9 protein-coding genes and 2 pseudogenes are annotated in these 15,956 nt (G+C 43.9%); 1 reads left to right on the plus strand and 10 read right to left on the minus strand.

All coding sequences use genetic code 11. The features are described 5' to 3' along the window. Positions 1 to 295: 295 nt before the first annotated feature. On the minus strand, positions 296 to 1,147 hold the full coding sequence (locus DWZ38_RS00620; protein ID WP_117849406.1) for a hypothetical protein: 852 nt from the start codon (positions 1,145 to 1,147) through the stop codon (positions 296 to 298). Between the two features lie 113 nt (positions 1,148 to 1,260). Further along, positions 1,261 to 1,413: pseudogene (locus DWZ38_RS23225) on the minus strand (DUF6783 domain-containing protein). Between DWZ38_RS23225 and DWZ38_RS23230 the strand changes: the two are divergent. After that, positions 1,351 to 1,536: pseudogene (locus DWZ38_RS23230) on the plus strand (DUF6783 domain-containing protein); the annotation flags it as partial. The pseudogenes DWZ38_RS23225 and DWZ38_RS23230 sit on opposite strands and share 63 nt — an antisense overlap. 281 nt (positions 1,537 to 1,817) lie before the next feature. Here the strand turns inward: DWZ38_RS23230 and DWZ38_RS00630 are convergent. The 8 genes from DWZ38_RS00630 to DWZ38_RS00665 form a co-directional block, all read right to left on the minus strand. Then, positions 1,818 to 3,347 (minus strand): DUF1593 domain-containing protein, encoded by a 1,530-nt coding sequence (locus tag DWZ38_RS00630; RefSeq protein WP_117849408.1) that lies wholly within the window; start codon positions 3,345 to 3,347, stop codon positions 1,818 to 1,820. 141 nt (positions 3,348 to 3,488) lie between these two features. Next, entirely contained in the window at positions 3,489 to 5,009 is a 1,521-nt protein-coding gene (locus DWZ38_RS00635; RefSeq protein WP_117849409.1) for an ABC transporter substrate-binding protein, read from the minus strand. Continuing rightward, positions 5,006 to 5,797 (minus strand): helix-turn-helix domain-containing protein, encoded by a 792-nt coding sequence (locus tag DWZ38_RS00640; protein ID WP_021924307.1) that lies wholly within the window; start codon positions 5,795 to 5,797, stop codon positions 5,006 to 5,008. The genes DWZ38_RS00635 and DWZ38_RS00640 overlap by 4 nt, the downstream gene beginning before the upstream one ends. Before the next feature lie 71 nt (positions 5,798 to 5,868). Continuing rightward, positions 5,869 to 7,569, minus strand: a complete 1,701-nt coding sequence (locus DWZ38_RS00645; protein ID WP_117849410.1) for a histidine kinase — start codon at positions 7,567 to 7,569, stop codon at positions 5,869 to 5,871. Positions 7,570 to 7,668: 99 nt separating this feature from the next. After that, the gene (locus DWZ38_RS00650; protein WP_178105238.1) at positions 7,669 to 9,279 is read right to left on the minus strand and encodes a DUF1593 domain-containing protein; all 1,611 of its coding nucleotides are present in this window, start codon (positions 9,277 to 9,279) and stop codon (positions 7,669 to 7,671) included. A 235-nt stretch (positions 9,280 to 9,514) separates the two neighbouring features. Further along, positions 9,515 to 11,545, minus strand: a complete 2,031-nt coding sequence (locus DWZ38_RS00655) for an amylo-alpha-1,6-glucosidase (RefSeq protein ID WP_117849412.1) — start codon at positions 11,543 to 11,545, stop codon at positions 9,515 to 9,517. Positions 11,546 to 11,701: 156 nt separating this feature from the next. Beyond that, positions 11,702 to 12,760, minus strand: a complete 1,059-nt coding sequence (locus DWZ38_RS00660; RefSeq protein WP_178105239.1) for an alpha/beta hydrolase-fold protein — start codon at positions 12,758 to 12,760, stop codon at positions 11,702 to 11,704. A 62-nt stretch (positions 12,761 to 12,822) separates the two neighbouring features. Then, the gene (locus DWZ38_RS00665; protein WP_117849414.1) at positions 12,823 to 15,858 is read right to left on the minus strand and encodes a glycoside hydrolase family 3 N-terminal domain-containing protein; all 3,036 of its coding nucleotides are present in this window, start codon (positions 15,856 to 15,858) and stop codon (positions 12,823 to 12,825) included. Positions 15,859 to 15,956 lie beyond the last annotated feature (98 nt).

Here is a 15,956-nt window from a genome sequence, read left to right on the forward strand (position 1 = left end):
TCTGCTTACGCAGACACCACTAAATCTGAAAGCCGATTTACTCCATTCTTAATCTGACTACAGTGTACCGTATTTCCCCGCCCCTGTGGCATGAAAAACGCGAACAGTACTTTTTTATACGCTAACTACCGACAGGAAATTTAGATTCAAAATTCATTTATCTATTTTGTACAAATTAGGTATCCTGTTTTTGTGCAAAACAATGAGGATGAAGATTTTCTCCATCCTCAGCATTAATATTCTTTTTAAATATGCCCAAAGCGGAAAACAGAATTAATTCTACACACTCTGCACTCTATTTTTCTGTAGCTGGCGTCAATCCCGCACACCATCTTTTCACTGTTTTCAACGGTATTTCTAATACATCTGCTATCTCAGTCTGCGGATAGCCTTTTGAAAACATCCGAAATACTTGTCTGCGACTCTTTTCATTCTCCCTTTTTCTCATCTCTTTCTTCATTTCTTTTCTCGTTGCTTCTCTCGCCTCATCCGCATACATTTGCATTGCTCCGTCCCATGCCTTACACACGTCTCTCACCTCCACGACATCATCATCTACTATGGTATACTGTTCCAGCAATATTGCCAGGAACCATCTGGTTTCCAGGCTTAGCTTTTGTATTTCGATTTTGTTATCTTCTATGTATTTTTTCAGTTCTTCTTTCTTACGGCTGTGGCTCATTAGGGAAAAAATATCCCGCCATTCGGTGTGGAACAATTGGGGATTTTGCTCATGGATATCTGCCATGCAAATATCATATTCCGGAAGAAGGCTGGAAAACTCACCTACTTCTTCTGGTATCTCCATCATCTCCTGCAGTTTTTTCTTACTTTGCCACCGCTCTTCTCCCAGATAAAGAACCTGGTGGAAAACCGGCACTAATGGACGTCTTTTTCTGTGTTTTCCTCTTTTCCTGTTTCTCTTCCGGGATTTCAGCTGATCCGTATATTCTACACCGTCATATGTAAAACATCTTACTGGCATTTCATAGTTCGCCCTGCTTTCGGCTTCACAGGCCAGAAGCACTCTGCATCCTGGCTTATCATGCAAGCGGAGAAAGTCCCGTTCCCTTTCCAGATATATAAATTTTACGCCGTTTTCGTCCGAACTCTTTATCTTATGTGTATTGCTGCCAATAGTCTGCAATTGGCATGAAACCCTTTTTTTCCTTTGTACTTCTTTCAAATAAGACGCTTTTATAATCTGCTTTCCTGCAAATAAAGTGCCATTTACAAGATCCGCAAAGCGCTCATTATCCCTTAAATACTCCTGTAGTCCCTAGAGCCTGTTTGAAAAATCATTCCTGCAATCTGCACGCCCCACTTTGCGGTATATTTTGCCCGAATTCAGTTGCCGTAGCCCGCTACGGCGCCCTCATCCGGACAAAATCTCCCACAAATTGTGACGCACATCTTGCAGAAAGCCTCTTTCAAACACGCTCTAGTCTTTTACACCCAAGCGCACCACCTTCTTTATTTTGCTTATTTCACAGGAATTATTTGCCGAACGGCCTGAATAAAATAGAAAACTCCTGAGATGTAAAATAAGCGTAGCATAAAGTACCGGGAGACGCAAGAACTTTATAAACCTTTAAGAGTTTATATATTAATTGTATCATTTTTATTTTATTTTTTCAATACAAAACACTATTTTCTAACATTCTTTACAGGCCCTTTACAGAAAAAGTCTTGCTGATTACTCGGCACGAAATAAGCAAAACTTCGGCTTTGCAGAATTTCCTATTTCATAAAAAAATAGCATCAGCCAGCTCCCTAACCAATGCTATTTCTTTATATCCTATTTCTTCATATCCTTTTTATTCCACCGTCACAATCACTCTCTGATAAGCTACCGGATTGGTTCCGCCGCCGTCTACGCCTTCCATAATAATATGGATAGTGTCACCGGATTTGGCGTCTTCCGGAATTGTAAAAGTAGCTGTCTCCTGGTTTTCACCTGATGCTGTCACCTCAATGGCAACCGGATTTCCATCCTCATCTTCAGCTTCCTCATAAGTATCTCCATATGGATAATGATACCAACGGAAGGTTGTAGTATCACCATCCGGATCCACTGCAGTTCCGTTTAACGTAATCTTGTCTCCAGCTTTCGCAGTCAGATCAATTCCCTCTTCCACAGAAACCTCTGGCAGATGATTGGCATCCTCATACTTGTCGGTCACGCACCATTTTGCTCTCATGGCAAAATCACTCTGGATTGCGGCAATCCACTGTGCAATTCCCTTTTCATTTCCTTTAGCAGCCTGGTACAGACGCACATCCGGATTTTCATCATTCTCCTTCAGGGCGTATCTACCGTCCCATCCGCCATAAGACAAATCCTCAAGGCTGCGAAGCCCGTTAGGAATGGTCACAAACCATGCCGGGGAATCTCCCTCAGAAAGGAAATCATACTGCTCGTAAGCATGTCCAACCCAGAGCGTGTCATCTCCAAGAAGTGCCTCATTGGTACCATACTGATCGGTATCTGCTTCTCCTTCCAGATATGTGCCGTCACCCCAGGTCACATATTTATCCATCAGCGCACCAAGATTCTGCTCAATATTCTCCTTCATCCATGCACTGCTCAGTTTTTCTCTGGACTCATCGGAAAGCTCCTCAAGAGTCGCCCATCTGTAACCATATGCAAGAGTAGAACCAGAAACATCTACCATACGCATAGACGGCCAGTTGGGCTGAATATAGTTCAAATAGCAGTCATCCTGCATTCCCCATGCAAAAAGAATCACTTTTTCACAAATACGATTGTAAAGCTCTTCCCAGCCTTCCTGGTCCTTATACTCTTCCTCAATAGACATCAATGCTCTTGCCACAGTGTTGGCACCGCCACCAACCTCGATATAAAGGGGTCTGTCATCCTCTGCCAGAATCCGCTCTTTCACCAACTCTGATCCTTCTGTCTCCTCGGAAGTATCACTTACGTTTTTAATATTTCCCACTTTTGTGATGGCACGAAGATCATCCGGGGAAGGATAGTCCTCATCATGTATCTTCAGATTGTCATAAACCTCTGCATACGCATCCAGAAATTCATACATCCAGTCAGTTCCCATCCATCTAAGGGATTCTGTAGTATCATCCCCACTGTAATGCAGTTTGGAACTGGTCTGTACGATTCCCTCCAGATCAATGTCGTTAGAATAAAGCAGCGTATGAATTAATGTGTTCATATCGTCCACTTCCCCGTCCTGTGTAACCAGAAGACGAGGCTTTCCCTCTGTTTTCGGAAGTGCCGTAGCAGAATCCGCCGCAAAAACAGACGCAGACAAACTCATAGTTCCAATAATAGTTCCAATCAGTACTGACAGCCATTTTTTCTTATGCATAATATTCTCCTTCTAAAAAAATTTACCCAGTTATCTTCTGCATTTTACCTTTACTTTACCACAACAAACATTTTTATGTTGTCCAATAATGACCAGATTTTTATTCAAAAATGACTTTTACATTTCCCATATGCAATGCCGTCACTCTTTCTCCTGCTCCTTCAGCCACACACCCAGCTGTCGTCTGTTTTCCTCAATAATTTTTTCCATCCCAGCCTCATCCAGTGCCTCCAGAAACTGATTCAGTGTCTTATCCGCATCCTCTGTCATTCCCGTTTCCAGCACCGGACGGTACTCATTCACCACTCTAGAAACCGCATCCACCTCCGCTGCAACCTGATCCGTCTGAAACACATACCCAAGTGTCCTGGACGGTTTGGAATCCTCAGAATAATTTTTCATAAAATCCCGCCAATCTGTACCGTTTTCTCCAAACTGATACACCTGGTCACTGTCCCCATAACAGGTAAAATAGCTGGAATACCCTACACTGCTGTTATCCTTGCCATCTGGATATGCAATAGTCTTTTCCCCTGTTTTTACATAATCTGTTCCCTCCCTGCCATTCTGCAGAAAATTGGCCAGATCACTGTTTGTGTAAATCAGATTCAGCAATTCCATAGCCTTCTGGGGATTCTTGCAGGAGCTGGTAATTCCCCAGGTAAATTCCTGCACAAGAGAAGTGGTTGTCCGGTTGGGCGTCATTGCTACCAGAACTTCATCGAAATCCAGACTCTTTTTGCTAACCAGATGAAGGGTTCCAAGGGACACGCTTGTCCACTGCAAAAACATTTCCCCTTCATTAAACATAGACTGCGCATCCACGCCGCTGTACAAAGAATCTTCCGGTATATATCCCTCATCCCGCCACAGCTTTATTGTCCGGCAAAAATCACGGTATTCCTCAGAAGCATATGCATTCACAATTTCCGTACTATTCAGCGGGTCAAAAATCACACCATAGTTCATATCCCCGCCGAAATCCTCCACGTCAAATAAAGAAGTAAAGGCAGACGAATCCACATTCCCTGCATTGCCGAAAGAAATCAGATAAACGCCCGTGTTCTTTTCCTTTAGCTGCTTTCCGATTTCTGTAAGATTCTGCAATTCCAATTGTTCTGGAACCTCTATATGATATTTCTCCGCAAGATCCTTGTTATAACCAATTCCAGATGCCCTGCCCGGATTCAGATTTGCACACACAGCATACACTTTGCCATTTAAAGAAGTAACCTTCAGAAGCTCTCCTTCTTTTTCCTGAAGATCTTTGCCGTATTTATCCAGAAGATCATTTAACTCTATCAAAGTGCCGTCTGCTGCCAGATCAGACAATGATGTGGTAGTTCCTGTATTCACCAGATCCAGCCGCTGAATCCCCATTTTGGCTTTCTTCAGCATATTGGCATGATCTCCGATGAAGCAGTTTACGATTTTCACTTTACAGGAAATCGCCGGAACTGTAATTTCGTTGATCAGTTCTTCTACTGCCTCTGTGTCCGGATATTTCGCGCCCAGCGTCAGATTTTCGATGGCAATCTCACAAACTTCATCTGCTTCCCCATTTTCCAGCGGGGATATCGTTTCTCTGTCCTGGCAACCCCAAAGCACTACCGCACTCAAAAGTGCCAGCCCGGCGCCCACCAGTATTTTTCCTTTTCTCATAGATCTGATGCCTTTCTGAATTCCCTGGGCGTCATGCTAAAAGTTTTCTTAAACAGTTTGATAAAATACCCGGAACTTGCATATCCCAGTTTTTCTGAAACGATTTCATTGTTCCAGTCTGTATTTCGAAGCAGTTCTTTTGCTTTTTCCATACGGCAGTTTGTAACATATTCCAGCACAGAAATCCCGGTTCTTTTCTTAAACAGCCGCATCATATACTGGGCATTCAGCGCTGCATAATCCGCAATTTCCGTGACAGTCAACGTCTCAGAAAAATGTTCCTGGATATAGGGAATCACTTTCCCGTCAATAATATTCTGCTGCCCTTCCGGAAAAGAAGTTTTCATTGCATCTGGAAAAAGCTTTTTCTCTTTTTCGTCCTTCTGGAATTTTTTCTGTATTTTTTCAACAGCTTTTTCCAGAACTGCTGTCATTTCATCTGTATCAAGAGGCTTGATCAGATAATCGCTGCACCCAATCTGCATGGCTTTCCGCATAAATTTATAATCCGGATAACAGGTGAGAATAATACATTCTATATTTTCGTCATTCAGATCTGCTTTTTCCCTTACGCTTGAAATAAATTCAAGACCGCTTTCCCCAGGCATTTCAATGTCACAGAGAATCAGGGAAATCATTTCCTCTTTCATGATCTCCCGGGCCTGAACCGCGTTGTACGCTCCGAAAGTTTCCGCAACGCCAAGGACCTTCCAGTCTATCCCATCCTGAAGTGTTTTCACACACTGTTCTTCATCATCTACAAGCAATGCTTTGATTTCCATTTCCATATTTTTGGCACTCCTCGCTCTCTATATATCACTGCCTCTTTTTGCAATAGCTGCCCAATCATAATTTGATATTATATTTCCTTCTGCTTCTGTAAATCCAGCAGAATATCTACCACTGCACCAGATGGCTCCTGATTATAAATATGGATCACATACTTATCTCCATAAATCAGCTTCAGCCTTGCCACCGAATTTCGGATTCCCACACCCAATTCTTCTGAAACAATTCCCTTCTCAAGAAACTCCTCCACTGCATCCAGGCTGTCATCTGAAAATCCAATGCCGTTATCTTTTACCTGAATCAAAATCTGGAATTCCTCCAGCTGTTTTACATTTACCTCAATCTTCGTCAGCTCCCCTGGCTTCAGGCCATGCTTAATGGCATTCCCCACAAAGCTCTCTATAATAAAGGGCGGAATAGGCACGATTTTCATTGCCGCTTCGCAGTTTACCTCATAGTCGAACCCATTAGGGTAACGCATTTTCTGCAGTCTCAGATAGTCCTGAATGTGTTCCAGTTCCTGTCCCAGCTGCACGTATCTGGAATTTACATTCACAACATAACGGTAATATCCAGAGGTCAGGCGAATCAGCTGCTTTGTTGTTTTCACATCATTTTCACTGTAATTATAAATGGTATTCAATGTATTCAGAATAAAATGGGGCTGGATCTGACGGCTCAAATACTGTAATTCTGTTTCTTTTCCAGCCAGACGGTCTTCATATATCTGGATCTTCAGGTTTTTGATATGATCCATGAGAAAATTAAACTCCTGAATCACTGCATCGAATTCCCGGCTGCAGTTCGACAGCTCCGGTATCCTGTAATCCAGATCACCTTTCTGGATAATATCCATACTTTTCTGAAGGTACGCCATAGGGGTCAGGATCCATAAATATAGGCAAATTCCGTACACCGCAAACAGCAGCAGAAAGACCGCTGCAAGGCCGGCAATTTCTCCTCCAACTGCCGGAAGCTGGCTTTCCAACGCCTGTTTTTTGATTTCTTTCACAAGATAAAAATCTGCCAGTTCACTGATGGTTCCAGCATAATACCAGCTGTCTTGTTCCTGGTCTTTATAAAGATTTTCTCCAAAAAACAGCCAGGCTTCTTTCTCCTCATCTGGTACCATCACCTGTCCATTTTCATCGCAGATCAGATATTTTTCTGCGCCTTCTCCATCTTGGAAATTCCCGGAGCTTTGCTGCAGATCTGCTGCAATATTTTCGTAAGAACTCCAGGCACCAATATAATAATTGTTGTAATCCAGCATGAAAAATAAATAAGCTTTTTCGCCGCACCATACTGTACTCCACTGGCTAAACCGGGATATGTAATCTTTGCTTTGCACCTGTTCTTTTACAAAATCCGAGACCTGAATGTCCTTCATATAATTATAAAAAACATCATTTTCCGGATAATATACAAACACAGTAAACCCGGAATCCATATCTGCTGTCTGACTGTTGATTTTTTCCAGAACTCTCTGGTTCGCAAGCCAGAATTCCGAGTCCTTTTCCTTCGCTGATGCAATATGCCGGAAATCCCCATCATCCATTACCAGATTAATCAGGCTGTTTCTCAGGAATTTCAGCTGCGTATCAATTCCTGACATTTCAATTTCCACATCAGACTGCAATTGGTTTATTTTTTCATTTCTCGCAGACTCCCTTTCCCGGATTCCTGTAAAAAGAAGCGCTGCGATCACTGGAACCGCAATGCACATGGTTACCAGAAAAAGCCTGACATTCAGAGATATTCGTTCTTTCAATTTTGGAAACTCCTGTAAAAAATAAATTCGTGGTACACTGCCTGTTCACATTGTACCACGAATTTGAGATGTTCAGTTATTCAAATTAAAAATACTCACTCAGGCAACCGTCACCATAACCTGTGCATATCTTGTCATCACTGCATCTGCATTGTCCTGAACTCTTAAGGTAAGGCAGAAGCAGTCACCGGAAGCTGCGTCTTCTGGAATAGTAAAGGAGCCTTCTGCGCTATCTGCTGTCCAGTTATAAATTGTTTCATCTTTTCCGCTATATACACAGCCTGTTGGCTCTGTACTCCAGGTTGCTGTACAATCATCCCCGTCAGGATCACTGACTGCTGCCGCAAAGGAAACAGTCTCTCCCGGTGCCGCGGTAAAATCTTTTTCGTCCATTTCTACAACTGGCGCATGGTTGCAGTTTTCATAGGTATTTACACACCAGTCAGCACGTGCAGCCCATTCAAGCTGAAAATCCAACAGGTATGGATTATATTTCTCAATATTGTTTGTCTCCGGATTTACATACTGTCCGGGAACTACACCGCCGGATAATGTAGACAGGTATCCCGCATCCTCTCCGCTGGCTGTGTAATAAGAATATCTTCCGCCATAGCTTCCGAAGGCACCATTTTCAAAACCACGGAGTCCGCAGGAATACAGACCGATAATGCCAGAGCTGTCGCCCTCCGCAATAAAGTCATAATCGTTATATTCTTTCTCGTAAACGATATTGGTTTCCCCGAACTGATACTTATCTTCTTCATTTTCCAGATGCTGTCCGTCATTAACCAGCTTGTAGACTCCCATCAGAGAACCGTGATCAAACTTGATATTCTCCTTCAGCCAGTCAGCCTGGAATGTGTAAAGTGCATCTGCCTGTCCGTTGATTGCAGTTGAGTATCCGGCATATCCGCAATTGCCAGATGCCATTACAAGATCCGGATATTTGTCTGCAATATAGTCTGTGAATGTAAAGTCCTGTCCGTTTCCGCTTATAAGAACCTTGTCACATACCTTCTGATAAATTTCATCCCACTGGTCTGTTTCTGAATATTCATCATAGATAGAAAGCAGTGCTCTTGCCACGGTGTTAAATCCGCCCCAGGAAAGAATGTAAAGGCTTCTTTCATCATCATCCAGAATTGCCTCTTTGATCAGATCAGAGCCTTCTGTATCTTCCCTCACATCTCCCTCAAACTGCACATTTCCGATTTTGGTAATGCTGGTCAGATATTCCGGGGTAGGATAACCTTCCGCATTCTGAGACAGATATTCATAGGCTTCTGCATATTCATTGTTCCAGAGATTGGAAAGCCAGTCAAGCGGCTGCGCACGGAACTCAGTCATATCCAGAGCTCCTTCTTCCCGGTTCTGGATGTGGTCCATTACCTCTCCCTGGGTATGCTCGCCGTCTCCGGTAAAGTGGCAAAAAGATCCGGACACCACGATTCCAGCCAGATCAATTTCATTAAAAAACAGGCTCTGGTGAATAAAGGAATTCATATCATCCACTTCCAGGTCAGAAGTAATGATAACCCTTGGTTTCTCATCCTCTCCCAGACGGATTTTTCTCTCCTGCGGAGTTGTAATGACTTTTCTCTCTGCCAGCTGCTCATCAATAGGCTTTACGATTCTTCCTGCCTGTGCCTGCACACTTGTGCCAACCAGCATAACACCGGTCAAAAACAATGCTATTATCTTTTTCTTCATATTCAATGTTCTCCTTTTACCGCTGCGGTAATCCTGCTGACCAGGAATCTTTCCCTTTGCTGTAAAAAGCATAGCATATGTTTTTTTCTGCATGTTACCCGATTATGACCAATTTATCGCTCGAAACTGACTTTTTCTAAATTCGAAGCGTACTGAGCAAAAAAGCACTGTCATAGAACTTTAACTTCACATGACAATGCTTTTATTCACTCATATCACTAAATATTCTCAAATATTACAGGCTTGTTTCCAGTTTCCTGCACTCCCCATTCACCTTCAGCACACCGCCCTCGGCGTTTGTCTCTACCTTCAGGTCTTTTCCGTCCCAGGTAAGGTGAACCTGGCCGTCTGCTACAGGAAGGGTGCAGTCGAAACTGTCGAAGAATTCAGTGTGAGGCTCCAGCTCGAATGCCTTTCCGCCAACTGCGGTGAACTTCAGGCCCATAAAATATTTCGCCAGAAAATAGATGGGGCTTGCGGCCCAGGCGTGGCAGAGGCTCTTGCCGAAGCGGTCGCCGTACATGTCATACTGCTCTTCCATTGGTGCCTTGGGGTCGAACTCTTCCCAGAAGGTTACCGCGCCGCGTTCCAGCATGCCGCCCCAGTAGCTGCGCATTTTGTTCAGCACGAACTCCAGATTTCCGGTCTGGCAAAGCATATCCAGTTCAAAGAAATTGAAGTACGGTGTGGTAATCGCCGGAATGGCATCATTCTTAATTACATTCTCCAGAATTTTCTCCTGCTCTTCTGCTGTTGCAATATGGAACAGAATTGCAAAAATATTGGCATGGCGAGTCACATTTCTCTTGCCGGATTCAAAGGAATCAATAAATGCGCCCTTCTCCTGATCCCAGTAGAATTTACGGATCTGGCTGATCAGCTTCTCATACTTCTCAGTGTATTCCGGATTTTTCTCCCCAAGGGCATCACTTACCTTCGCCATTGCCTGCCAGCATGCAGCAAACAGCATCTGCTCTGCGCAAAGGGCGCCTGTCTTGTCCATGTCTGCCCAGTCAATGTAGATCCAGTCATTCTCTCTTCCCACAAGGAAGCCGTTCTCATCCAGCTGTTCCTCACAGAACTCCATAAGAGAGCACATTTTCGGGTAAACCTGACGCACGAATTCCAGATTTCCGTACACTTCATAATGATAGAGCACGCCCAGAATCCAGAACAGGGAATAATCCATAATGGTATTGATATGTCTGGTCATCGGATCATTTCCGCGCAGCGCCAGAAGAGTTCTCTGATCAATATCCGGATCTGCCAGCAGATACTGGTTTACGAAAAAGCTCTGGTAAGCATCACCGGACCAGATCCATTTGTCACGCTTCACGCCATCCAGGAAAAAGATTCCGCTGCAAAGCCGGAAGGTATGCTCTGCCACATCCCAGATTTTGTTCAGCTTCTCATCATTGCTCTTAAAGGAAGCACGCTTCGGAAAATCCACATACTGATAGAATACGGTAATCTCCACATCCTCAGCCTTGCAGTCCGGAATAAACGCGAAACGTACTGCACAGCACGGGCATCTCTTTGTCACCGGATCCGGCTGCCAGCTGTAGTAGCAGTGCTCCAGATCAAGTGCCTCATCCTCAGACTCTCCGCAATAAACTTCTAAGCCACACTCTGCATTTCCCGCAGCACTCTTTCCTACGTTATTCTCTTCTGCAGCAATGTATCTTTCCTGATTATCTCCAGTCTCTTTTCGTTTGTCATTCACGTAAACAGCCGCAGTCAGTTCTGTCTCAAACTCCGCCAGCACGCCGCCGTTTACCTCTGTAATCTTCACCGGCCTGCACTCTTTCTCTGTATACTCCCAAACAGTGGGATTCTGCTCCGGCTTGGTGAAATACTTGCATACGCCAACCGGAACTGCAGGCTGGGAATAATCCTCGGCTGTCCAGGTCTTATCAGAATGAATCACTTCGCCCTGCACATAAGCGCATGGAAAAGCCTCTACACAGCCTGCGTGAATGGAAATTCTCACCTTTCCAGGTCCTGCTGTGATTTTCTTTCCAAATGGATATTTCTTCTCCCCATTTTCCCAGGTTACCAGCACATGGCCCACTGCATTGGAAAATACGGTAAAGCTAGTCTCCTGCTCCAGTTCATAAACGCGGCGAAGAGCCACACGGTTGCGGAAGCCCTCGCTCTTCCAGAATGCCGGCCAGCCAAAGCCTCTCTCCACACGACTGAAATTCTGCTTCATAGCGTGATATAATTCAAAGTCTCCCGGATACCAGATCCAAAATGTGTTTTCCATTTTCATTTCCTCCAGATTTATTTGATCGTTAAATTACTTTCTGCAAATTTATATCTTCTTACATTGTAAAATGAAACCTGGAAAAAAGCTACAGCATCCCACGCTCAAAACCCTACAGATTACGTTCAGGCGGTATCCGATTCTGAATTTCCAATTCTATTTCTTAAAGAAAACAAGCAAAGAATTATACAAATCTGCAATCCAGCAGTTATAGGCATGACCGCCTCCGTCAAACACCACCCACGCCACATTTTTATCCAGGGAAAAACGATCCGGCATTTTTTTCAGCACTTCATTCAGAAACTCTTCGTGATTTCCCAGGGAAAAATCCTCTGTTCCGTTTCCATTGTACCAATACTTAAAATCACAATTCTTGTATTCCTCTGACTCCAGAATGTCCTTAAACTCTTCCACATCTGCCCATACACCGGAGTAAGAGCCAATATAAGCAAACAAATCCGCACAGTGCATCATTCCGGAATTCACTGTTGTCTTTGATCCCCTTGATAATCCTGCAAAGCCTCGATGATCTCTTGTCTTTTGAAGCTTTGTCTCGCTTACATCTTTTCCTGCATAAGTGGAATAGGTGGACTCAATCAGAGGAATAATATCATTTCTAAGTTCCTTCCAGAAATACATAGGCCACTGGTCTGCATAAGGATCCTTTTCATTGTCAAACAGCTCCATTGGATCCAATTCCCGGTATCCCATCTCTTCTGTTGGAGAATAGTACGTTGGGGAAACCACAATCACAGGTTCACACTCTCCTGCTTCTATCATATTGTCCAGCACATTGCAGGTCACTTTTCCGGTGGAACTATCCCCGATCCAGTAATCCTCGAAGCCTCCGGTTCCATGAAGCAGATAAAGTATGTCATATTCCTGATTTTCATCATATCCGTATGGAAGATATACATTCACAGATTTCTCAAGCATAATGTTGCTTTCTCCTGTGACCGCCTCCAGAGCATAGGAATGACAGGTATATGTCAATGTTTCGACAGTCCCCTGTTCTTTACATTCTTCCGCATATGAAGGATCAAGCGGAAGGCTTGTGACAAAACCTTCTGTACCTGGATTTACAGTGCTTTCTTCTGCACAGTCCTGCTCCCATGCATTGATTTCCTCTACAGTATCCTGTGCCAGGACGATGCTTTCCCCTGCAAAAAGAAGCAGAAAAAACAGAGAATATCTCAATAGTTTCTTTGTCTTCATATGTCTCCTTTCCAAAAGAGGCCAGCGCATTATCTGCGCCAGCCTCTCATTATAAATCAATCTTATTTCGCAGCGTTTTCAGCTTCTGCTGCTTTCATTTTCTTTCTCTTAAGAAGAGCACGTACCAGTACAAGAATTGCAATCACGCCGATTACAACACCAGCTGTTACATTGACTTTCATGAAGAGCTTATCCATATTGGATTTTCCGCCAACCGGGTTCTCATCTCCTGCATATGCACCACTGTTTACAATTGTATACATGATGTTTTTGCATGCGTTGCGCATTGCCAGTGTTCCTGTTGCGCTCTGATTCGGGAACTGATTGGATGCTGCATTACCATATCCAAGCATCAGATCATTTCCGTTTCTTACGCAGTTCTCGGAAATCATGTAGCCATAGGATCCGTCATAGTCTGTGATTGCCATGCCGCGGAAGCCCCACTCATCGCGAAGAACGGTCTGAAGCAGGTCAGAGTTTGCACAAGCCGGAACGCTTCCAAGCCAGTTATAAGATGTCATCACAGCCATAGAGCCGCCCTCTAAGCCTTTAATACAAATTTCAAACGGTTTCAGGTAGATTTCTCTCATTGCCTGCTCAGAAACAAAGGTAAGCAGGAAGGATTCACGGTTTGTCTCCTGATCGTTTACTGCGAAGTGCTTAACATATGGGTACACACCCTTGCTTACTGCACCATTTACCTGGTTCATAGCCAGATATCCGGCAAGTACGCCATCCTCAGAATAATACTCAAAGTTACGTCCTGCAAACGCGGAACGATGTGTGTTCATAGCAGGTCCGTACCATCCATAGTTCTTAACATCTGAGAACTCCTGGCCCATAGATTCTCCAACCTCACGGGCAAGCTCTTTGTTCCAGGTCTGTGCAAGCAGTACCTCTGTCGGGTAAGAAGTACCATATGTCTTAGTTACAAAGTTGTTCAGACCGGCAGGTCCGTCACAATCAGATGTTGCGATCTTACCAACAGATGTAACCTCTGCTGTCTGCCATCCACCAACGTTGATCATGGTAGCCATATCTTCGTAAGTAAGCTGATCGAGAAGCTCATCCCATTTTGCGTCATCATAATCCACGCCTCTCAGATCAAAGAGGGTAAGACCATTGTCAGCGCCCAGAGTCGGCATCTTATCATCTGCGTTGTCGTATTTGGTGCTGTCATAAATACCAAATGTGTTTGCTTCTACTTCTGCACGAAGCTCATCAGACATCTGTGCTGCTTCTGCTGTAGGTGCTGCCCAGGAAGCTCCGGCATTCTTGAAGCCGTCTGCTCTGGAAAGCTGGATGAAGTCACCCTGTGTATAATCTTCAAATACGTTTACCGGAGCAGTCTTGTCTGTAGAACGTCCCTCTGTGCTGTAATCAATGTCCTCATCTACGGTAAAGGTTTCTTCTGCAATTACAGTGTGGGAATCAGAACGAACAGAAATTGTGTATTCGCCTGCCTCCAGGATATATCCGCCGCCAGCTACCTTGATCTCATCAGAATCATAGGAAGCCATATCCTCTTTTGCAATCTCGAAGGAAAGTGTCTGAGATTTTCCCGGCTCCAGTGTTTCTGTTTTCTCAAACTGAACAAGGTTTACAGATGCTTTTTCAATACCGCCGTTTGTGTAAGGAGGAGTATAGTAAACTTCTACTACATCTTTTCCGGCAACATCACCTGTATTGGTTACTTCAACATCAAAGGAAACGGTATCCCCATTGTCCTTGAAGTTTGTCATTGTCTTATCAAAGGTTGTGTAGCTTAAACCATATCCAAACGGATACTGCACGCTGCTTTCGTAGTCGATCAGACCTTCGTCAGCAGCTGTTTCATAGAATTTATAGCCAACATAAATTCCCTCTACGTAATTTACGAAAGAAACATTTCCCTTGTAGGAAGAATCTGCTGCAAGTGCCTGTGCTTTCAGATCATCTACGTTTGTGTATGGGAAGTTTCCAATATTGTTAATGTAGTGTGTGGAAAGCAGATTCTTAACATAAGTGTCTGCTGTTTTTCCGGATGGGTTTACAGTACCGTTCAGGATTTCACCAAGTGCTGTGAAACCAGTTTCTCCAGCTCCAGGTGCAAGGATAACGGATTTGATCTGCTCATAGTTATCAACCCAGTCAAGCTCCATTGTATTGTTTGCATTGATTACAACAATTACATTGTCAAATTCGGAGCAAACCTTTTCAATCAGCTGTTCTTCTGTTACAGAAGGCTCCAGATAAGACTCACCCTCTTCGAAATCATCATAGGAACCGTTGTTTGTATAGGTTGCATTCATGTAACGCCAGTTTGCAGGCGCATTGGAGGTTGCAAGTCCCTGATTGTAAGTGCCGTTGATAACAGCGCTCATGTTGGTAGGAAGGTCTGCACCCTCACCGCCAGGACGTCCAAGTACAACCATTGCGGTATCAGAGAAGTCTTTTGCTTCGTTCATGATATCGTCTGTGTAATGCTTCATGTTTGGCTCCGGCAGTGACCAGTCCTGAGCGGACATGGAAATAGTCGGACGCTCTGCACAGTATTCTGTGTACATATTGGAAAGTGTTTCATTTGTTTTATAGCCTGCATCCTGAAGAGACTGCAGAATGCTCACGTTTCCATCAGAATGAGATCCGGCAGAACCGGTTCCGCCATAGATCGGGCAGGTGGAATCCCAGCCAAATACATTCAGGTTTGTTACATCAGAAGATAATGGAAGAAGACCATCGTTCTTTACAAGAACCATACCTTCTTCTCCTACTTTTTCAATTGTGTCTTTGCTCTGCTGGATTGTCTCCTCAGAGAATTCTGCTTTTGATGCATTCAGGAAACCTGAAACGTTTGCATACATCGGACCATAGCAAATGGAATTCACAATGATCAGGACAGCAGTAAGAAATGCCATGAATGCTTCAAGACGAACTGCACAGCGAAATCCCTTTTTCGCAAAGTGAGCAAGGAACATCACAGCTACCAGTACAACAACTGCGGCAATAATTGCATAAATATAGCCTTCCAGCTGTGTAAGGTAAGAAATGAGGTCCGCTTCACTGACACCGAGATTGTACAGGGTTGGTCCAAGAAGCTTTACTAATAAATCAACCATTTTTCTCCTCCTTCATTTTATCCACGCGGCCGTAAAAATATGGCTCATTGGCGGTTGTTTCTTTTAACTTGAATTTTATCATAAATTCATATTGTATA

Source organism: Ruminococcus sp. AF31-8BH (assembly GCF_003460605.1).
In the GTDB taxonomy this organism is placed as follows: Bacteria; Bacillota; Clostridia; order Lachnospirales; family Lachnospiraceae; genus Blautia_A; species Blautia_A acetigignens.

Excerpts from the sequence above, each read along its gene's own strand:
- DWZ38_RS00630 (WP_117849408.1), bottom strand. The coding sequence starts at position 3,347 with ATGCATAAGAAAAAATGGCTGTCAGTACTGATTGGAACTATTATTGGA.
- DWZ38_RS00635 (WP_117849409.1), bottom strand. The coding sequence starts at position 5,009 with ATGAGAAAAGGAAAAATACTGGTGGGCGCCGGGCTGGCACTTTTGAGT.
- DWZ38_RS00640 (WP_021924307.1), bottom strand. The coding sequence starts at position 5,797 with ATGGAAATGGAAATCAAAGCATTGCTTGTAGATGATGAAGAACAGTGT.
- DWZ38_RS00650 (WP_178105238.1), bottom strand. The coding sequence starts at position 9,279 with ATGAAGAAAAAGATAATAGCATTGTTTTTGACCGGTGTTATGCTGGTT.
- DWZ38_RS00655 (WP_117849412.1), bottom strand. The coding sequence starts at position 11,545 with ATGGAAAACACATTTTGGATCTGGTATCCGGGAGACTTTGAATTATAT.
- DWZ38_RS00660 (WP_178105239.1), bottom strand. The coding sequence starts at position 12,760 with ATGAAGACAAAGAAACTATTGAGATATTCTCTGTTTTTTCTGCTTCTT.
- DWZ38_RS00665 (WP_117849414.1), bottom strand. The coding sequence starts at position 15,858 with ATGGTTGATTTATTAGTAAAGCTTCTTGGACCAACCCTGTACAATCTC.